The sequence below is a fragment of the Pseudomonas fluorescens genome (assembly GCF_902497745.1).
GTDB lineage: Bacteria > Pseudomonadota > Gammaproteobacteria > Pseudomonadales > Pseudomonadaceae > Aquipseudomonas > Aquipseudomonas fluorescens_BM.
In genome coordinates, this window is the sequence record NZ_CABVHJ010000001.1 from 76,051 (window position 1) to 95,574 (window position 19,524).

The following is a 19,524-nucleotide window of genomic DNA, read 5'->3' on the forward strand; positions in this document are numbered from 1 at the left end:
GTCCATCGAAGATCGCCACAGTGGTTGTCGCAACCTGCGTTAACCACTGAGGACAATTCACGTATGGACACCTTCTGCAGTCGGATACTGCTATTTCTCTGTCTGACCCCCTTGTTGTCTCTGGCAGCCTCGCCACCGCCGACTCATCAATTCACTCTGGACAACGGTCTGCAAGTGCTCGTGCGCGAAGATCACCGCGCCCCGCTCGCCACTGCGCATCTGCTCTTCAAGGTCGGCTCCAGTGATGAGGCGCCTGGGCAGACCGGACTCTCGCACACCCTCGAACATATGCTCTTCAAAGGCAGCAGCAAAACCTGCGCCGAAGAAGCCTCAGTCATTCTTGAGTCGCTGGGCGCAGTGGAAAACGCCTTTACCACCCGCGACTTCACCGGCTACTACCAGACCCTCGCACCGCACTATCTCGGGGTCGCCTTCGAGTTGATGGCCGACCTGATGTCTACTGCCCGGCTGAACGCCGAAGACCTGGCAGCAGAAATGGCGATCATTCGTGAAGAGCGCCATCTGCGTACCGACGACAATGTCGACGCCGCCGTACTGGAACATTTCACCGCACTGGCTCACTTCGCCAATAGCTATCGCACGCCCCCCATCGGCTGGATGCACGATTTGCAAACCGGGGACGTCGGCGAACTGCGCCACTGGTATCAGAGCCGATACGCCCCGGGCAATGCAGTGCTGGTGATCGTCGGGGACGTCACGCTGGAGCAGGTAAAACCACTTGCCGAACGTTATTTTGGCGCACTCGCCAAGCGCGCCGTCCCACGTCTTCTGAGGCCGGTGGAACTCAAGCAACCCGGCGAACGTAAACTGGTCCTGCGCGCGCCCGTCCACACCCCGCGCCTGCTCATGGCATTCAACATCCCCGGCCTGGCCACGGCGCAAGATCCGCGTACCGTGCAGGCATTGCGTCTGATCAATGTGATTCTGGGTAGCGCCCAGGGTGCGCGACTGCAAAAGAAATTCCAGTTTACCGAGCGCCTGTTCAACCGGATCAACACTGAATACGACGAACGGACCCGAGGCGACAGCCTGCTGCTGTTGACGGCCGAACTCGCCGATCCGCCGCTGACCGATCTCGATGGCGCGCAGCTGCGAGTCTGGCAATTGATCGAGGAGATGCACACGACGCCACCCTCGCTGGAAGACCTTGAACGGGCGCGCACCCAACTGATCGCGCAGCAAGTCTACGCACAGGATTCGATCGAAGAGCAGGCCCGAAGGCTGTCTACCTTACAGGCCATTGATGTGCCTTGGCGCTTGCTCGATGAAGATGCCGCTGCACTTGCACAAGTCACTCCGCAGGACATCCGCCAGGCCGCCGCCACCTGGCTGACCCGTAAGCGCATGAGCGTTGCGCATGTATTGAAGGGATCTGCCAATGAATAAGTCTTGGCTCCCCTTCCGCCTGGCGCTGCCCAGCCTGAAATTGATGATTTGCCTGACCGCGACTGTGGCCTGGGCCGATGAAAGGCCTGCGCAGGTGCAAACGGCGCGCCTGCAGTCACTCGTTGAAGTCAAAAAGCTTGCGTTCAAGCCACGCGCTCTGGAGATCAAAGCCTGGAAGACCCTGACAGGCGCTAAAGTGCTGTTCGTTCGTACCGCCGCTCTGCCGATGTTCGATATCCACATCAGCTTCGCCGCGGGCAGTGCTCGGGATGGCGCCGTGCCCGGCCTGGCCGCCACGACGTTTGCCCTGCTCAACGAAGGTGTGCCTGGCAAGGATCTGTCCGCGATCATCGAAACCTTCGACGGTCTTGGCGCGCAACTGGAAATGGACATTGATCACGATCGCGCCGATTTCTCTTTGCGTAGCCTGAGCGATCCCGCCAAAAGAACGCCGGCGCTCAATTTGCTGACGCAGGTATTCAGCGAGCCGCTGCTCAGCGAAGAGCGCCTGACACCCGTCAAAAACGAATTGCGTGCCGCTCTCGCCGAACAGAGGAAAAATGCCGGGCTACAGGCGGAGCAAGGGATCAAGGCAATGCTGGCGCCGGACAGCCCTTTCAGCCATTCGGTCTATGGCACCGAGGCGGGGTTGAGCGCTGTGACTCGCGCTGCCGTGCAGGATTTCCACCGCCGTTACTATGCCGCAAACCATGCGCAGATCACGCTGGTGGGCGATCTGTCCGTGGAACAAGCGCAGGAGATCAGCCTGCAGATCAGTAACGCCTTGCCCTCAGCCGCCGACACCTTCACAGCCTCCGCAGAAACAACGCCCGGCACCGTCATGAGCAGTCATATCGAGCTCGCGCAACGTCAAACCCACATTGTCTTCGCTCAACCGAGCGTACCGCGACGGCATTCCGATTACGCCGCGCTGTATGCCGCCAGCGAAATACTGGGCGGCGGTGGCGGCAACAGCCGGCTGATGACTGAACTGCGACACAAGCGCAGCCTGGTATATGACGTCTACAGCGAAGGCAAGGACTGGGCGCAAGGCTCGGGAATACTGACCATCAACTTGCAAACTGGCAGTCAGTTCAGTGAGGCGGTCGTCGCTGAGGTGCGCGTCCTGTTGAACGATTTCCTGCGAGAGGGGCCGACCCGGGAGGAACTCAGACAACTCCAGCACAGACTGGCCAATAAGCATGTGCTGAACAGCGCCAGCAATCGGCAGATACTGGCCAGGCTGGTGCAAATCAATCGCTACGACCTGCCCCTCGATCTGGACTACACCCTGCAACAAGTACAGCGACTCACCCGCGAGGACATCAAGCTCGCCCTCAACCGGCATTTGTCGACAGACCGTTGGTTATCTGTCACTGCCGGGGCGAGTGTCGAGCAACAGCCATTGCCGCCACCTGTGACCTTGCCTTCCGGTCAGACCGACAAGGGCATGTGTCGCGTCAATCCGGGCTTTGTGGCAAGTTAGTTCTTCCATCCAGAGCGTTCGCCGCCCGAGCGCTCTGTGCTTTATGCAAGACCTGTCGAGATCCGCCGTGCAACCATCGCCTCCTACGCCCCACACACGCTTCAATCCCGCCTTCGGTTTGGGCAATCCGCATCTGCAAACCTTGTGGGGACCGCTGTGGCGCAAAACCGTGCATATCGAACGTGAGCGCGAGCGCCTGTGGCTTGAGGATGGCGACTTTCTCGACCTCGACTGGCACGGCCCGCACATGGCGGATGCGCCACTGGTACTGGTGCTGCATGGCCTGACCGGATCCTCCAATTCGCCGTATGTCGCTGGAATCCAGAAGGCGCTGGCCGATCAAGGCTGGGCCAGTGTTGCGCTGAACTGGCGCGGTTGTTCGGGCGAACCGAATCTGCTGCCGCGCAGCTACCATTCCGGCGCCAGCGAAGACCTCGCCGAAACCATCAGACACCTGCGCGCCAAGCGACCGTTGGCACCGTTGTATGCCGTTGGCTATTCGTTGGGCGGCAATGTGCTGCTCAAACATCTGGGCGAAACCGGTAGCGCCAGTGGCGTACTCGGCGCTGTGGCGGTGTCCGTGCCGTTTCGCCTCGATCAATGCGCCGACCGCATCGGCCAGGGATTTTCCAAGGTCTATCAAGCACACTTCATGCGCGAAATGGTCGCCTACATCAAGAACAAGCAGCGGCAGTTTCAGCATGACGGGCGTGAAGACGGACTTGCCGCGCTGGCGGCCCTCGGTTCGCTGGATAACATGCGCACCTTCTGGGATTTCGATGGCCGGGTGACCGCGCCGTTGCACGGTTTCAATGATGCCGAGGATTATTATCGTCGCGCCTCGAGCCGCTATTTCCTCGGTGAGATCCGCACGCCGACCCTGATCATTCAGGCGGCGGACGATCCGTTCGTGTTCCCGCACAGTTTGCCGCAGGCCAGTGAGCTGTCGGCCTCGACTGCATTTGAATTGCAGATGCGCGGCGGGCACGTTGGCTTCGTCGATGGCTCGCTGCGCCAGCCCGGTTATTATCTGGAACGACGCATCCCACAGTGGCTGGCGCGCGTGCCTGCATGAGCGATCAGGGCGAGTCGATCCATTTCTGGCAAACCGCGCCACTGGCCGGGGTCGAGTTGTTGTCGGCGCGCTACATCGAGCATCGTTTCGCCCCGCATGTGCACGACGGATTCGTGATCGGCATGATCATGGCCGGCGCCCAGCGTTATCGCTATCGCGGCGCCGAACATCTGGCCGGCAGCGGCACGCTGGTGTTGATCAATCCGGACGAGTTGCACACCGGGCACAAAGGCACTGAGGACGGCTGGCTGTATCGGGCGTTTTATCCCGATACCTCGCAAATCGTTTCATTGCTGGATGAGCTGGAGCTGTCCACCACCAACCTGCCGGCGTTCGGCGCCACGCTGTATCGCGATGCGGATCTGGTCAACGGCTTTGCGCAATTGCATCGTTTGCTCGAAAGCCCGGCCACCGCGCTGCAACAGCAAACGGTGTGGCGCGAGATGATGTTGCTGCTGTTGCAGCGCCATGCGGCAGTGCCGGTGCCCGGTCGAGCCGGCAAGGAACACTGCGCGGTGCTGCTGGGCAAGGAATTGTTGCACGCGCGATTGACGGCGCCACCGTCACTGGAAGAGCTGGCGTCGGCGGTCAACCTGTCACCCTTCCATTTTGCCCGGGTGTTCCGCCGCGCCACCGGCATGCCGCCGCATACCTGGCTGATGCAGCAACGCATCGCCCAGGCTCGCGCACTTCTGCAACACGGCTGCCTGCCCGTGGAGGTCGCCACGCAACTGGGCTTTGCCGACCAGAGCCATTTGAGCCGGCAGTTCAAGCAGGCTTATGGCGTCGGGCCCGCCGCGTACCGCAGCGCCCGACAATTTCCTTCAGACAACGAATAACCAATGTGGGAGCGAGCCTGCTCGCGAAAGCGGTTGTTCATTCAACATTAATGTCGACTGATCCGACGCCTTCGCGAGCAGGCTCGCTCCCACAGGTATTGATTATTCGCCGGTGGCGATGCCGCGAGCCGGTTCGTTGATCCACTCGCTCCACGATCCGGCATACAACGACGCCAACGGATAACCCGCCAGACACAACGCAAACAGGTTGTGACACGCCGTCACGCCAGAACCGCAATAAGCCACCAGATCCGCTGGCGAACGTTCACCGAGCTTCTCGGCAAAACGCTGCTGGAGTTGATCCGCCGGCAGGAATCGCCCATCGCTGCCGAGGTTGTCGGTGAACGCCGCGCATTGCGCGCCGGGAATATGTCCGGCAATCGGATCAATCGGCTCGACTTCACCCTTGAATCGCGGCAAAGCCCGAGCATCAATCAAGGTCAACGCAGGTTGGCCAAGACGCTTTTGCAATTTTTCGGCGCTGATCAGCAGGCTCATATCCGGCTGACCACTGAAAGTGCCGCGACTGACCGTCGGCGCATCCAGGCTCAGCGGCAGCCCCGCCGCATGCCAAGCCTTGAGCCCGCCATCGAGAATGAACACACCCTCGAGCTTGCCCAGCCACGCCAGCAACCACCACGCCCGCGCTGCGTAAGCACCGGGGCCGTCGTCGTACAAAACCACGTCGCTGTCATTATTGATGCCCCACGTTTGCAGTCGCTCGATCAACGCCGCCGACTCGGGCAACGGGTGACGGCCAGTCACGCCTTTGATCGCTTTACCGCTGAGGTCACGCTCAAGATCAGCGAAGCTCGCCCCGGCTATGTGCCCTTCGGCATAGCTGCGCTGCCCGTAGTCCGGATCTTCGAGGGCAAAACGACAATCGAGAATCACCAGCCCCGGCTGCGCCTTGCGGGCATCCAGTGCTTGGGGGCTGATCAGTTGCGCAATCGGCATAACGGGGCTCCTGAGGGATTTCAACAGAACGGTTTATTTCACGTCTTCGAGGGCCTGGGCCAGCGGTACGTAGAACTCCTCGAACAACGCATTGACCTCGTCACGCGCCTGCTCGGTGACAAACCCGGCCTCCAGCACCAGCACCTGGTACACGCCACGTTTAATGGCCTGCTCACTGAGGTGGTTGGAGTTTTCGCGGGTGGTGCACAGGAAGCGCACCCACGACGTCAGGATGATCCAGGCATTGAGGGTCAGCGATTCGATCTGCACGCGATCCATATCGAGAATCCCGGCGGCGACAAAACCTTCGTAGATCGCCGCGCCCTGGATCACGCAGCGCTGGGAAAAGCGCCGATAACGGGCCGCCAGCTCCGGATCGCTGTCGAGCAGATGCTCGAGATCGCGGTGCAGAAAGCGGTAGCGCCACATCGCCGAGAGCAGTTCCTTGAGATAGAAACGCTTGTCTTCGACGGTCGCCGCACGCCCCTGCGGCGGGCGCAGAAAACTGTCGACGAGGCTTTCGTACTCACTGAACAACACGGCGATGATCGCCTGCTTGTTGGGGAAGTGGTAGTACAGGTTGCCCGGAGAAATCTCCATGTGGGCAGCAATGTGATTGGTGCTGATGCTGCGCTCGCCCTGCTGATTGAACAGTTCAAGGCTGTTCAGCACGATACGCTCGCTGGTTTTTATTCGTGGGGCCATGGCTTGAGCTTTAATTCAGAGTGCGTTGGGGGGCATCTTACGACCTAACCGGAAATGGATAAAACACTGCTGTGCAAGGAAGTCATTTGACTTTCTAGAGCATAGACTCTAAAAAGTTCATCACTACAATAAATCCGGAGCAGACCATGACTGCCGACATTGCCTACCTGCAAACGCTGCAACAACCCCTGGCCGAGCTGGACCGGTTGTTCGAGGCGCAGCGGGCTGCGTATGCCGCCAATCCGATGCCGCCCGCCGCTCAGCGCCAGCAATGGCTCAAGGCACTGAGTGATTTGCTGAGCAACGAGCGTCAGGCCTTGATCGAAGCGATCAGCTCCGATTTCAGTCATCGCAGCGCCGACGAAACCCTGCTCGCCGAGCTGATGCCGAGCCTGCACGGCATTCATTACGCCAGCCGTCATCTCAAAGGCTGGATGAAAGCCTCGCGACGCAAGGTCGGTATGGCGTTCCAGCCGGCCTCGGCGAAAGTGGTATATCAACCCCTTGGCGTAGTCGGCGTCATCGTGCCGTGGAATTACCCGTTGTATCTGGCCGTCGGCCCGCTGGTCGGCGCCTTGGCGGCGGGCAACCGGGTGATGCTCAAACTCAGCGAATCGACCCCGGCCACCGGCCAGCTGCTTAAAGAACTGCTCGCGCGAATTTTCCCCGAAGACCTGGTCTGCGTGGTGCTCGGTGAAGCCGACATCGGCGTAGCGTTCTCCCGCCTGCGCTTCGATCACTTGCTGTTCACCGGCGCCACCAGCATCGGTAAACACGTGATGCGCGCCGCTGCCGAAAACCTGACGCCGGTGACCCTGGAACTGGGCGGCAAGTCGCCGGCCATCGTCTCCCGCGATGTGCCGCTCAAGGATGCTGCCGAGCGCATCGCCTTCGGTAAAACCCTCAACGCCGGTCAGACCTGCGTTGCCCCGGATTACGTGCTGGTGCCGGAAGATCGGGTCGGCGCTTTCGTCGAAGCCTATCGCCAGGCCGTTCAGGGTTTTTATCCGACACTCACCGACAATCCGGACTACACGGCGATCATCAACGAACGCCAATTGGCGCGGCTCAACGGCTACGTCAGCGACGCGACCAGTAAGGGTGCGCTGTTGATTCCGCTGTTCGAGCAGGGTCAGGGTCGGCGCATGCCGCACAGCGTGCTGCTGAATGTCAGCGACGAGATGACCGTGATGCAGGACGAAATCTTCGGCCCGCTGCTGCCGATCGTGCCGTATCAGGATCTGGAGCAGGCATTTGCTTACATCAATCAGCGGCCACGACCTCTGGCTCTTTACTACTTCGGCTACGACAAACGCGAACAGAACCGCGTGCTGCACGAAACCCATTCCGGCGGCGTGTGCCTGAACGACACGTTGCTGCATGTGGCGCAGGACGACATGCCGTTCGGCGGCATCGGCGCTTCCGGTATGGGCCATTACCACGGCCACGAAGGCTTCCTGACCTTCAGTAAAGCCAAAGGCGTGCTGATCAAACAGCGGTTCAACGCAGCCCGACTGATTTACCCGCCCTACGGCAAATCGATTCAGAAACTGATCCAGAAACTGTTCATTCGCTAAACATTCGTGACCGCCGGGTAATAAAAACAATGCACCCAAGCCTGACCGAAACACCTGCCCTGTCACGCCGTGGCCTGCTGAAATTCAGCCTCGGCGCCACGGCATTCCTCGCCACTGCCGGACTCGGCGCCAGCCTCAGCGGCTGCTCGTCGAGCGTCGCGGCCAACGGTTTTGTGTCGTTGCGCGACGGCGATCTGCTGTTTCTGCGCGCACTGATTCCGGTGATGCTCGACGGCGCCGTGGCGGCCGAGAAGATGCCGGGCGCTGTTGAAGGCACGCTCAACTCGCTGGACTACAGCCTCGATCACCTGTCGCCGGAAATGCTCAAGCTCATCCGGCAACTATTCGACGTCCTCGGCATGACCGTGACGCGCGGGCCACTTACCGGGATCTGGGGCAGTTGGGAAAATGCCAGTGCCGAAGCGATGCAGCATTTTCTTGATCGCTGGGAAAACAGCTCGTTGAGCCTGCTGCGCATGGGGCATAGCTCGTTGCAGCAGATGGTGATGATGGCCTGGTACACCCGCGCAGAATCGTGGGCCCATTGCGGTTATCCCGGCCCGCCTGCCGTTTGAGATTAGTGGCGCGACCCTCGCGAGCAGGCTCGCTCCCACAGGAAAATGCATTTCAAATGTGGGAGCGAGCCTGCTCGCGAAGTGGTCGGCCGCCACACCGCCGCATCCAAAAATAATAAAGAGAACCTGATCGATGCCCGTACCCGACCCGTTCCGCGAAGGCCTCGCCCGAGGCTGGAAAACCTACAACGGCGCACAACTGAGCGACGACCTGACCCTGGAAGCCGACGTGGCGATCATCGGCAGCGGCGCCGGTGGCGGCACCACCGCCGAAATCCTCAGCGCCGCCGGCTTCAAAGTGCTGCTGATCGAAGAAGGCCCACTGAAAACCAGTTCCGATTTCAAAATGCTTGAAGACCAGGCCTACAGCAGCCTCTATCAGGAAGGCATCGGTCGCATGAGCAAGGACGGCGCAATCACCATCCTGCAAGGACGCGCGGTCGGCGGCACCACGCTGATCAACTGGACATCGAGCTTTCGCACCCCGGAGCCGACACTCGAACACTGGGCCAAGGAACACAACGTCAAAGGCCATAGCCCCGCCGAGATGGCACCGTGGTTCGAGAAAATGGAACAACGCCTCGGCGTCGCACCGTGGATGGTTCCGCCCAACGCCAATAACGACGTGATCCGCAAAGGCTGCGAACAGCTCGGTTACAGCTGGCACGTGATCCCGCGCAACGTGCGCGGCTGCTGGAACCTTGGCTATTGCGGCATGGGCTGCCCAACCAACGCCAAACAATCGATGATGGTCACCACGATTCCGGCGACCCTGGAAAAGGGCGGCGAGCTGCTTTATCTGGCCCGCGCGGAGAAGCTGCTGATCAGCGGCGACAAAGTCACTGGCCTGCAATGCGTGGCGATGGATGAGCGCTGTGTTGAACCGACCGGGCGCAAGATCAGCGTCAAGGCGCGGCATTACGTGCTTGCCGGCGGTGGCATCAATAGCCCGGCGCTGTTGCTGCGTTCGGACGCGCCGGATCCGCACGAAAACCTGGGAAAACGCACCTTCCTGCACCCGGTGAACATGTCCGCCGCGCGCTTCGATGACGTCATCAACCCTTTCTACGGGGCGCCGCAGTCGATCTATTCCGATCATTTCCAATGGAAGGACGGCACCACCGGGCCGATGGCCTTCAAGCTTGAGGTACCACCGCTGCACCCGGCACTGGCGGCCACCCTGCTCGGCGGCTTTGGTGAGGAAAGTGCGCAACACATGGCTGACCTGCCGCACACCCACGCCATGCTGGCCTTGCTGCGCGACGGCTTTCACCCGGACAGCACGGGCGGTGCAGTCGAGTTGCGGGGCGATGGTTCGCCAGTGCTCGACTATCATGTTTCGCCCTACGCCTGGGACGGCCTGCGCCGGGCCTTTCATGTCATGGCCGAAATCCAGTTCGCCGGCGGTGCGAAATCGGTAATGCCGATGCACGCCGACGCCCGTTACGTAAAAACTTTGGCCGAAGCGCGCACGCTGATCGACGGTTTGAGCCTTGAGCTGTACCGCACTCGGTTGGGCAGCGCTCACGTCATGGGCGGTTGCGCGATGGGCGAAGAGACGAAAAACGCAGTCACCGACAGTCTCGGCCGGCATCATCAATTGGCTAATCTGTCGATCCATGACGGCTCACTGTTCCCCACCAGCATCGGCGCCAACCCGCAGCTGTCGGTGTATGGCCTGACCGCGCAACTGGCGACTTCCCTCGCCGATCGGCTGAGAAACCCGTGAAAAAACCCATTATCGCGATCGTCTATAGTGCTTTCTTACCCAACAGGCGACTTGGCCGACCGGGACGGCTGCGATACCATCCGACTCCCCAACGGACTCCCGCCAGGACGACGCGATGAACCGAGTGTTGTACCCAGGTACCTTCGACCCTATTACCAAGGGCCATGGCGATCTGGTCGAACGCGCCTCGCGCCTGTTCGATCACGTGATTATCGCGGTCGCTGCCAGCCCGAAGAAAAACCCGCTGTTCCCGCTGGAACAACGGGTCGAACTGGCTCGCGAGGTCACCAAACACCTGCCGAACGTGGAAGTGGTCGGTTTCTCGACGCTGCTCGCGCATTTCGCCAAAGAGCAGAACGCCAATGTGTTCCTGCGTGGTCTGCGCGCGGTGTCGGACTTCGAATACGAATTCCAGCTGGCCAACATGAACCGCCAGTTGGCCCCGGATGTGGAGAGCCTGTTTCTCACGCCGTCCGAGCGTTATTCGTTCATTTCCTCGACGCTGGTGCGGGAAATTGCCGCGTTGGGTGGCGATATCAGCAAATTCGTCCACCCGGCCGTGGCTGACGCGCTGACCCTGCGCTTCAAGAAGTAACGACCGTTCAAACGGCGCCCGCGTGCACTGCGGGCGCCAATGCGGCACAATTGCGCGCATTGGTTTATTGCGCCCGGGCCTGCCGCCCCGGCTGGAGTTAGCATGTCCCTGATCATCACCGACGATTGCATCAACTGCGACGTCTGCGAACCCGAGTGCCCGAACGCCGCCATTTCCCAAGGCGAAGAGATCTACGTGATCGACCCGAACCTGTGCACCCAGTGCGTCGGCCACTACGACGAACCGCAATGCCAGCAGGTTTGCCCCGTGGATTGCATTCCGCTGGACGAAGCGCATCCGGAGACTGAAGAACAGTTGATGGAGAAATACCGCAAGATTACCGGCAAGGCCTGATCCGCCGGATATGTAGTGCTCTTTCGGGCCTCTTCGCGAGCAAGCTCGCTCCCACATTGAAATGCGTTCGAATGTGGGAGCGAGCTTGCTCGCGAAAGGGCCGTCAGCTTCACTGCAGAATCCTGATCAGCTTACTCACGCTGCTCAAACCCCTCCCCCGTACACCCCAGGCACCGCACGAAAGCGGCTTTCGCCGGATCCACCACCAGCGCCTGCCCGGCATCGCCGATCCCGCCACCCAGCGCGGTAAACGGTAACGACACGACAAACGCGCCCGCACCGATCACCGTCGCCACCACCAATAAAGGTCGGGCAATCAGCAAGTCGCCGATCATCGCGTAGGCCGGGGGATTCTGGATGGTGTAACGCGGATCGCCGCTGCCGTTTTCCGTGGCCTGAACAGCCAGACTGGAACACAGCAGCAGCGTAACAACGAGGACTTGCAAGGACTTCATGGCACGATCCTTCGGGCTTAACAGTGAGACAACTCACTATAGACCGTAGGACTTTTTCAGCTATTTGCCTCAGCTCTGGCAGCGCGGGCAGAACACACTGGCACGCTGACCCAGCTTCACTTCACGCAAGCCTGTGCCACAGACCTTGCAGTGTTCACCGCCACGGCCATAGACAAACAGCTCCTGCTGGAAATAGCCCGGCTGACCGTCACCGCCAATGAAATCCCGCAATGTCGTACCGCCACGCTCAATGGCAGCGGCAAGAATGCGTTTGATCTCGATCGCCAGCTTCAGGTATCGCCCCCGGGAAATCCCTCCTGCCTCGCGGCGCGGATCAATCCCGGCAGCAAACAGCGCTTCGGTCGCATAGATATTACCGACGCCCACGACCACTGCGTTGTCCATGATGAACGGCTTGACCGCCATGGACCGCCCGCGCGACAGCTGAAACAAGCGCTCGCCATCGAACAGATCAGTCAGCGGCTCCGGGCCGAGACGAATCAGCAGTTCATGATTGAGTGGATCATTGCTCCACAACATCGCGCCAAAACGTCGCGGGTCGGTGTAGCGCAGCGCCAGTCCCGACTCCAGCTCGATATCGACGTGTTCGTGTTTGAGCGCCGGCAACCCGACCTCGACCAGACGCAAATTGCCCGACATGCCCAAATGACTGATCAGCGTGCCAACCTCGGCGTTGATCAACAGATACTTGGCACGACGTTCGACCAGTACGATGCGCTGCCCCGAGAGGCGCACATCGAGATCCTCGGGAATCGGCCAGCGCAATCGCCGATCGCGCACGATCACCCGACTGACACGTTGGCCTTCCAGGTGCGGGGCAATCCCGCGACGGGTTGTTTCGACTTCCGGCAGTTCAGGCATGGCGTTCCCGGATCAATGCGCGCCGAGGTCGCGGATCGTTTGTTTGAGGGTTTCGAAGTCGTAATCCGACAGTCCTACATAGTCGAGTACCAGCGGCCCGACGGCGTTCCATTCGAAATCTTCGGTCTGGTTGCCCAATACCCGATACGAAGCGCAAATGTGTTCGGCCATTTTCAGGATCGCCAGCAGGTTTTTCAGCTGACTGTTGCGCGACGATTCATCGCTGAAGATCGCCAGGGCATTGTGGTGATTGGCGATGGCCGCACTGACGTGTTCCGGCAGGCGCCACGACTTGGCGGTGTAATAACCGACCACCGCATGGTTGGTGTTGAACTCGCTGTTCTCGGTGTCAACCACCCGACATTCGGCGCTGGCGTTGGCGTAAGCCGTTTCCAGCACCGTCATGTAATTGGGGAACCGCTGCAACATCAACGGCACGCCGCAATCGTGGAACAGGCCCAAGGCATACGCCTCGTCACCCGCCTGAGTGCCGACGCGTTTGGCCAGCGTAAGGCATGTCATCGCCACGTCCTGGGCGGTATCCCAAAAGCGGTTGAGAGTGACAATGGTGTCATCGTTCATCTCGCCCTTGATCGACTGCGCGTTGATCAGGTTGATGATCGAACGACTGCCCAGCAGGTTCACCGCGCGCTGAATCGAGGTGATCTTGTTGCTCAAGCCGTAATACGGCGAGTTGACGATTTTCAGCAGCGCACCGGACAAGCCGGGATCCTGGGCGATCAGCCTGGCGATCACCTCCAGGTCCGGGTCGGGCATGTACTGCTCCATTTGCAGATCCACCATGATCTGCGGTTGCGCCGGCACACTGATGCCTTGCAGCGATTGTTGAATCTGTTCGGTGGTCAGCTCTTGGGACATAAGTACACACTCTGGGACAGGCGGCGATTCTAACCGGTGAAATCGCAGGGCGACACACCGACGGGCATATCGGAGGAACTTTCATTCAAGCTCAGGCTTCGGATTTTGTATGGCGCGATGGGCAGTTTCTGTCTGACGCGGCAACAAATTCCCACAGACTCAGGAGCTTATCGATGGCCACTTCCCTCAACGGCAAGCGCGTCGCTTTTTTGGTAACCGATGGTTTCGAACAGGTTGAATTGACAGGTCCCAAGCAAGCGCTGGAGCAGGCTGGCGCGCAGGTCGACATCCTTTCGGCCGAGGCCGGCAAGGTCAAAGGCTGGAACCACGACAAACCGGCGGACGATTTCCAGGTCGACCAGACGTTCCAGGGCGCCAGCAGCGAGCAGTACGACGCGATCGTCCTGCCGGGTGGCGTGCAGAACTCCGACACCATCCGCATCGATCAGGACGCCCAGCACCTGGTCAAGACCGGCGCCTCTGCCGGCAAACCGATCGCAGTGATCTGCCATGGCGGCTGGTTGTTGATCTCGGCGGGGCTGGTCAACGGCAAAACCATGACCAGTTACAAGACGCTCAAGGATGACCTGGTGAATGCCGGGGCCAACTGGGTCGACAAAGAAGTGGTCAAGGACGGTCACTTGATCAGCAGCCGGCAGCCGGATGATATTCCGGCGTTCAGTCGAGAATTGATCGACGCACTGACGGCGTAGCATTCACAACCGCTTTCGCGATCAAGTCGAATCGTCGCACCGTCGCTCCCACACTGGTCTTGTGTCCGCCACAAATCACCTGTGGGAGCGAGCTTGCTCGCGAAGGGGCCATCAGCGTTTCATCGCTCATCAAACCCGACACAAGTCGCAACACGTTATACTCCCGCTCTTTTTTCCGGAGCGACGTCATGTCCCTGCCTAGCTTGCGCCTCAAAGCCAACGCCGACCGTCGCCTGCGCGCCGGTCATCTGTGGGTCTACAGCAACGAAATCGATGTAGCCGCCACGCCACTGCACGGCTTCAATGCCGGCGACCAGGCCATCCTCGAAGCCGCTGGCGGCAAACCGCTGGGCATCGTGGCGATGAGCCCGAACAACCTGATCTGCGCTCGCCTGCTGTCGCGCGACATCAAGGTACAACTGGACAAATCGCTGCTGGTGCACCGCCTGAACGTGGCCTTGTCGCTGCGCGAGCGCCTGTTCGACAAGCCGTTCTACCGTCTGGTCTACGGCGATTCCGACCTGCTGCCAGGCCTGGTCGTCGACCGTTTCGGCGACATCCTCGTCGTACAGATCGCTTCGGCCACCATGGAAGCGCATAAAGAAGACGTGATCGCCGCGCTGACCCAAGTGCTCAAGCCAAGCGGCATCCTGTTCAAGAACGACTCCGCCGCGCGCGACGCCGAAGGCCTCAATCGCTACGTCGACACCGTGTTCGGCCTGGTGCCGGAGTGGGTGGAGCTGGAAGAGAACGGCGTGAAGTTCGAAGCCCCGGTCATTCAGGGCCAGAAAACCGGCTGGTTCTACGATCACCGCATGAACCGCGCACGCCTGGCCCCTTACGCCAAAGGCAAACGCGTCCTTGACCTCTATAGCTACATCGGTGGTTGGGGTGTACAGGCTGCCGCATTCGGCGCCAGCGAAGTGTTCTGCGTCGATGCGTCGGCTTTCGCCCTCGATGGTGTTGAGCGCAACGCTGCACTGAACGGCTTCGCCGACAAGATGACCTGCATCGAAGGCGACGTCTTTGAAGCCCTGAAAGAGCTCAAGGCCAGCGAAGAGCGCTTCGACGTGATCGTTGCCGACCCGCCAGCGTTCATCAAACGCAAGAAAGACATGAAGAACGGCGAAGGCGCCTACCGCCGCCTTAACGAACAAGCCATGCGCCTGCTCAACAAGGACGGCATCCTGGTTAGCGCGTCATGCTCGATGCACCTGCCGGAAGATGACCTGCAGAACATCCTGCTGATCAGCGCCCGTCACCTGGATCGCAACATCCAGTTGCTGGAGCGTGGCGGTCAGGGCCCGGATCATCCGGTACACCCGGCCATTGCCGAAACCCGTTACATCAAGAGCATCACCTGCCGCCTGCTGCCCAACAGCTGATTCATGCGGTTGACGGGGAGCCAGCAGGCTCCCCGTTTGTTTTTCGCGATGCCTCCCTTCGTTATTCCCCAACACTTCCTACAATTATTTTCGCGTTAACGTGCAGGATATTTCCTTACGCCTTTTAATTACCGAAACTTTCCCTACAAGTTTATTTCCGACTAAAGACTACTCCGACAAAATTACTGGAAATTTCCTACTTAATATCCTCTTGCCAATAATCCATTACAAACTATTATGAAGTTGTCACCACAAGGTGACTTCAACTATCAATGAACAAGGAGTTCACATCATGAAAAGTATTTCTCTGGAAAGTAAAAAAATCGCAAACCTGGCTTTTCTGGTTGCCCCTAAAGCCCGCTAAGTGAGTCAGGACGCCGGGGAGTGCCGGCAACCCGGCGTCCTTTCGACTTTATCCAGAGTGAATCGACCCACATGCACATCAATCCTTATCTGTTTATATTGCCGCGTTCGCCTGGACAAATTGTATGGAACTATAAAAACCATACTCAACACGAGCTCGACCTGAACTACGCCTCTCGCCTCGCCCAACTAATAAACAAGCCAGACCTCTTCGACACCGATAACATAATAGACATACGATTATTAAACGCGGACATACTAACCGTTTCAAAAATAGACACTCCAGAATGGGGCTGGGACGAACTGTCAAAGATTTATCATATCGGCACGCAAAATATTCCCTGCGAACATCCCCCCCAGAACATCCATGAGTGGGCCAGACAATATCTGGCGCACTGCAATGAGGTGTTGGCCACTCCTCCTCCCGCAAACGACTGCCCGCAGCTTGAACCTGAGCAACGCATTGCCCTACCTGCTCCGTGCGCGCTGGGTAATGACAGCCTGCAAAGTGCACTGCTCCAGCGCAAAACCTGTCGCAGCTACACCGGTGCAGCGATGACGCTCAATGACGTCGGCACTCTGCTCTACCTTTCTCTCGGCTATCTGCACGAACGCGAACAGGATAGCGACGACAGCATCGCCACAGGCCTTGGTGCTCGTCGAAGCAGCCCTTCCGGTGGAGGCCTGAACGCCTGCGAAGGCTTCTTGCTGGCCCGGAATGTCGTTGACCTGGAGCCCGGCATTTATGCCTACCATCCGGTCGATCATTCCCTGAGCCGGGTCAATTCGCTGCCTGAATCCGCCCTGGGCCAATTGCTCGGCGGCCAACACTTCATCAACAACCTGCCACTGGGGTTGTTCATCACTGCCCGTTTTGACCGGCTCTGGTGGAAATATGAACACTCGCGGGCCTATCGCATGGCCTTCGTTGAAGCCGGCCACCTGTCGCAAACCTTTCAACTGGTCGCCACGGCACTGGGCCTCAACACCTGGCTGACCGGGGCATTTGCCGACCGTCAGGTCGAAGCGCTCCTCAATCTCGAGGGTAGCGCTGAACAACCACTGTTTTTTGTTGGCTGCGGAGAAAGCGATGGACAGGTGATGTGCAGTGAGATGCGCGAACTGTTGCGCGAGGGGCAGGCATGAGCCAGTCAATTGCGGACCCGGATGAAGCGCCAGTGTCATGGGCACTCAAATTCACCTTGGGCGATTGGGCGAGCCGTGCTTCCGTGCGCAGCAGTACCCATGATTATCAATTGCCCGACGATGTGCCGCTGCAACTGCAAACCCGCCACTGGTTTCCACCTGCGTTTCTGCCCTATCTGGCACATCCGGCCATTCAAGCCGCCGGGCGTGATGTGCTGCACCGGCTGTCAGCCAACCATCTGGTGCACTTTCTCGATTACACCACCCTGCTCGAACACCGCATCGTCAATCGTGCAGTGGAAGTCATCGTGCACCGTGAACTGCCCATCTACGTGCCTCTGGCAATGAAACACGCGGCGCTGCAGCTCTACACCGATGAGGGTTACCACGCACTGTTCTCCAATCGACTCGCTGAGCAGATCGCCAGCTTTTACGGGATCACCGGACGTCCGGCGATTCCAAAGCGCATCACCCGCCTTAACGCATTGATCGCTCGCACACCGGAGAAGAACCGACCACTGGCATGGTTTCTGCTCGGTTTCGTCTCGGAGACCATCATCGCCCGGGAGCTGCTGGACGTCTGTCGCGACAGCCTGGTGTCCAGCGTGAGTGACATGCTGCGCGACCACCTGACTGATGAAGCCCGCCACAGTCGTTACTTCGCCGAGGTGTTCCATTACTTCTGGCTGTCCATGAACAGCCGCCAGCGCCTGTTTGTCAGCAAAACACTGCTGGAGATCATCGGGATTTTTTTCGAGGTCGACGAACACTGGCTGCAACAGAGTTTGCGAGGAGCAGGCATTGCCGACAGCGATGTGAGGGACATCATCGGCGGCATGGCAACGGCGCACGCCAATCGTGCACGCGCACGATCAGGCTCCATTGCAACGCTGGACGCACTGCGCAAGGCCGGTTTTTTCGCACTTCCTCATAACCAGAAACTTTTTGCCAAGGCAGGACTGATCGATGGATAAAGGACAACCCGTGGCAACCACAACGCAGCGCCGCGCTGCTGTCAGCCTGTTGCTGGCCATGGTGCTGCTAGGCGTGTTTCCACTGGATGTTCTGCTGCCTTCATTTCCAGCATTGGCGGCACACTTTCGCAGCTCACCGGCGGATATCGCACTGTCCATCAGCCTGTTCGCCGTGGGGATCGCATTTGCCCAGGTCCTGATCGGCCCGCTTTCGGACGTGATCGGGCGCAAAGGCTTGTTACTCGCCGGCATGAGCGTGTCGATGCTGGGAGCGCTCGGTTGCGTCATGACCTCCGATTACACGCTATTCCTTGTATTCCGGGTGATGCAGGCCTTGGGCTGTGGCTGTTTCGTGCTGTCCCAGGCGCTGGTACAGGATCTGTTCGAAGGCGAGGAGCGCGACCGTTTGCGTATCCTGATGGTCACGGCTACCGGGATTTTCATCTCGGTGTCGCCGCTGGCCGGGACCTTTCTGCAAGCCACACTCGGCTGGCGCGGCAGCTTCTGGGTGTTTACCGCGTTGTCCGCCATGGTGCTGATCAAGGCCTGGCTGTTTTTGCACAACAGCCGTCCGACCTACAGTGCTGCGCGACTCGGTTTCATTCAGTCGTACCGACGGGTACTGGGGGATTTCGAATTCGTCGGCTACTGGCTGATCTCGGCGTTTGCATTTGCCTGCCACTTCTCGTTCATCGTTATTTCGCCGCTGATCTTCATGGATCAACTGCAACTCGCGCCTTATGACTTTTCATTGATTCTGCTGGTTTACGGAGCTGCCTATGTTGTCGGCGGCATCCTCGCTGCCGTATTGAATCGACGCATTGCACCTGTTCAGCAAATCTTCGCCGGGCTGAGCCTGATACTGCTGTCGGGAATGGCGATGCTATATCTGTCGGCCAACCATGCATTGGCCCCCGTCACCGTGCTGATCCCGATGCTGATCTGCACCGCCGGCACCACCATTGCACGACCTGCCGCCACCTCGCGGGCCATGGGCCTGTTTCCTGAAAACGCCGGGACTTCGGCCTCGGCGGGCAGCACGATCATCTTTATTTGTGGAGGACTTATCAGCGCATTGATCAGCCTCAGTCCGGTCAATCTGCAATCAACGCTGGGCTACAGTTTTGTGCTGCTGAGCGCAATAGCGCTGGTACTCAACAACAAGCTCAGCCGTCGCGCCAGAGAGCATGAAGCCAATGCCGCAGTGCGGTCCGGTGGTGATTAAATCTGCCGGCCGTCATTCCATACACGCCGTCTGCACTGGAACAACGCTTTGCGCCATTCCCTCCAGACGCCAGCGGTGTAGAATCGGCTGATTCATCGCCATTCATCCCCCGGCGGGTTTATGAGCTCAGGCTGAGACCAGCGGCGATCCCGCAACGTCATCGGCAACATCACGGACACACGGCCATTTCTGAGTGTTCCAGA

19 protein-coding genes are annotated in these 19,524 nt (G+C 59.4%); 14 read left to right on the plus strand and 5 right to left on the minus strand.

The window, feature by feature from the left end; translation table 11 throughout:
* Nucleotides 1-63: 63 nt before the first annotated feature.
* From F8N44_RS00385 to F8N44_RS00400, 4 genes are all read left to right on the plus strand, one after another.
* Nucleotides 64-1,407 carry a M16 family metallopeptidase gene (locus F8N44_RS00385; RefSeq protein ID WP_150648906.1) on the plus strand — a complete coding sequence of 448 codons (1,344 nt, stop codon included), beginning with the start codon at nucleotides 64-66 and terminating at the stop codon, nucleotides 1,405-1,407.
* Nucleotides 1,400-2,893 carry a M16 family metallopeptidase gene (locus F8N44_RS00390; protein ID WP_150648907.1) on the plus strand — a complete coding sequence of 498 codons (1,494 nt, stop codon included), beginning with the start codon at nucleotides 1,400-1,402 and terminating at the stop codon, nucleotides 2,891-2,893. Before F8N44_RS00385 ends, F8N44_RS00390 begins: the two co-directional genes overlap by 8 nt.
* Before the next feature lie 67 nt (nucleotides 2,894-2,960).
* Entirely contained in the window at nucleotides 2,961-3,968 is a 1,008-nt protein-coding gene (locus F8N44_RS00395) for a hydrolase (protein ID WP_224794711.1), read from the plus strand.
* Entirely contained in the window at nucleotides 3,965-4,807 is an 843-nt protein-coding gene (locus F8N44_RS00400) for an AraC family transcriptional regulator (protein WP_150648909.1), read from the plus strand. The genes F8N44_RS00395 and F8N44_RS00400 overlap by 4 nt, the downstream gene beginning before the upstream one ends.
* A gap of 102 nt (nucleotides 4,808-4,909) precedes the next feature.
* On the opposite strand, the gene F8N44_RS00405 is transcribed toward F8N44_RS00400, so the two are convergent.
* The gene (locus F8N44_RS00405) at nucleotides 4,910-5,764 is read right to left on the minus strand and encodes a sulfurtransferase (protein ID WP_150648910.1); all 855 of its coding nucleotides are present in this window, start codon (nucleotides 5,762-5,764) and stop codon (nucleotides 4,910-4,912) included.
* A gap of 33 nt (nucleotides 5,765-5,797) precedes the next feature.
* Nucleotides 5,798-6,469, minus strand: coding sequence for a TetR/AcrR family transcriptional regulator (locus tag F8N44_RS00410; RefSeq protein ID WP_007913599.1), 672 nt, complete (start codon nucleotides 6,467-6,469; stop codon nucleotides 5,798-5,800).
* Between the two features lie 128 nt (nucleotides 6,470-6,597).
* On the opposite strand from F8N44_RS00410, the gene F8N44_RS00415 reads away from it, so the two are divergent.
* The 5 genes from F8N44_RS00415 (at nucleotide 6,598) to F8N44_RS00435 (ending at nucleotide 11,299) form a co-directional block, all read left to right on the plus strand.
* Nucleotides 6,598-8,046, plus strand: a complete 1,449-nt coding sequence (locus F8N44_RS00415; protein ID WP_224794722.1) for a coniferyl aldehyde dehydrogenase — start codon at nucleotides 6,598-6,600, stop codon at nucleotides 8,044-8,046.
* 29 nt (nucleotides 8,047-8,075) lie between these two features.
* Nucleotides 8,076-8,621, plus strand: a complete 546-nt coding sequence (locus F8N44_RS00420) for a twin-arginine translocation pathway signal protein (RefSeq protein ID WP_150648912.1) — start codon at nucleotides 8,076-8,078, stop codon at nucleotides 8,619-8,621.
* Between the two features lie 133 nt (nucleotides 8,622-8,754).
* The gene (locus tag F8N44_RS00425; RefSeq protein WP_150648913.1) at nucleotides 8,755-10,350 is read left to right on the plus strand and encodes a GMC family oxidoreductase; all 1,596 of its coding nucleotides are present in this window, start codon (nucleotides 8,755-8,757) and stop codon (nucleotides 10,348-10,350) included.
* Nucleotides 10,351-10,465: 115 nt separating this feature from the next.
* On the plus strand, nucleotides 10,466-10,945 hold the full coding sequence (gene coaD, locus F8N44_RS00430; RefSeq protein ID WP_003229157.1) for a pantetheine-phosphate adenylyltransferase: 480 nt from the start codon (nucleotides 10,466-10,468) through the stop codon (nucleotides 10,943-10,945).
* Between the two features lie 102 nt (nucleotides 10,946-11,047).
* Nucleotides 11,048-11,299, plus strand: coding sequence for a YfhL family 4Fe-4S dicluster ferredoxin (locus tag F8N44_RS00435; protein WP_003195146.1), 252 nt, complete (start codon nucleotides 11,048-11,050; stop codon nucleotides 11,297-11,299).
* Nucleotides 11,300-11,430: 131 nt separating this feature from the next.
* Here the strand turns inward: F8N44_RS00435 and F8N44_RS00440 are convergent, their stop codons facing one another.
* The 3 genes from F8N44_RS00440 to F8N44_RS00450 form a co-directional block, all read right to left on the minus strand.
* Nucleotides 11,431-11,754, minus strand: a complete 324-nt coding sequence (locus F8N44_RS00440) for a multidrug transporter (protein WP_150648914.1) — start codon at nucleotides 11,752-11,754, stop codon at nucleotides 11,431-11,433.
* Nucleotides 11,755-11,823: 69 nt separating this feature from the next.
* Complete coding sequence (mutM, locus tag F8N44_RS00445; protein ID WP_007913582.1) at nucleotides 11,824-12,636, minus strand: bifunctional DNA-formamidopyrimidine glycosylase/DNA-(apurinic or apyrimidinic site) lyase; 813 nt, start codon at nucleotides 12,634-12,636, stop codon at nucleotides 11,824-11,826.
* A 12-nt stretch (nucleotides 12,637-12,648) separates the two neighbouring features.
* The gene (locus F8N44_RS00450) at nucleotides 12,649-13,461 is read right to left on the minus strand and encodes an HDOD domain-containing protein (protein ID WP_191630843.1); all 813 of its coding nucleotides are present in this window, start codon (nucleotides 13,459-13,461) and stop codon (nucleotides 12,649-12,651) included.
* Nucleotides 13,462-13,688: 227 nt separating this feature from the next.
* On the opposite strand from F8N44_RS00450, the gene F8N44_RS00455 reads away from it, so the two are divergent.
* From F8N44_RS00455 to F8N44_RS00475, 5 genes are all read left to right on the plus strand, one after another.
* Nucleotides 13,689-14,228, plus strand: coding sequence for a type 1 glutamine amidotransferase domain-containing protein (locus F8N44_RS00455; RefSeq protein ID WP_150648916.1), 540 nt, complete (start codon nucleotides 13,689-13,691; stop codon nucleotides 14,226-14,228).
* Nucleotides 14,229-14,416: 188 nt separating this feature from the next.
* On the plus strand, nucleotides 14,417-15,613 hold the full coding sequence (locus tag F8N44_RS00460; RefSeq protein ID WP_150648917.1) for a class I SAM-dependent rRNA methyltransferase: 1,197 nt from the start codon (nucleotides 14,417-14,419) through the stop codon (nucleotides 15,611-15,613).
* 435 nt (nucleotides 15,614-16,048) lie between these two features.
* Nucleotides 16,049-17,122 (plus strand): SagB family peptide dehydrogenase, encoded by a 1,074-nt coding sequence (locus tag F8N44_RS00465; protein WP_150648918.1) that lies wholly within the window; start codon nucleotides 16,049-16,051, stop codon nucleotides 17,120-17,122.
* On the plus strand, nucleotides 17,119-18,096 hold the full coding sequence (locus F8N44_RS00470; RefSeq protein WP_150648919.1) for a diiron oxygenase: 978 nt from the start codon (nucleotides 17,119-17,121) through the stop codon (nucleotides 18,094-18,096). The genes F8N44_RS00465 and F8N44_RS00470 overlap by 4 nt, the downstream gene beginning before the upstream one ends.
* Entirely contained in the window at nucleotides 18,089-19,321 is a 1,233-nt protein-coding gene (locus tag F8N44_RS00475) for a multidrug effflux MFS transporter (protein ID WP_150648920.1), read from the plus strand. Before F8N44_RS00470 ends, F8N44_RS00475 begins: the two co-directional genes overlap by 8 nt.
* Nucleotides 19,322-19,524: the final 203 nt, after the last annotated feature.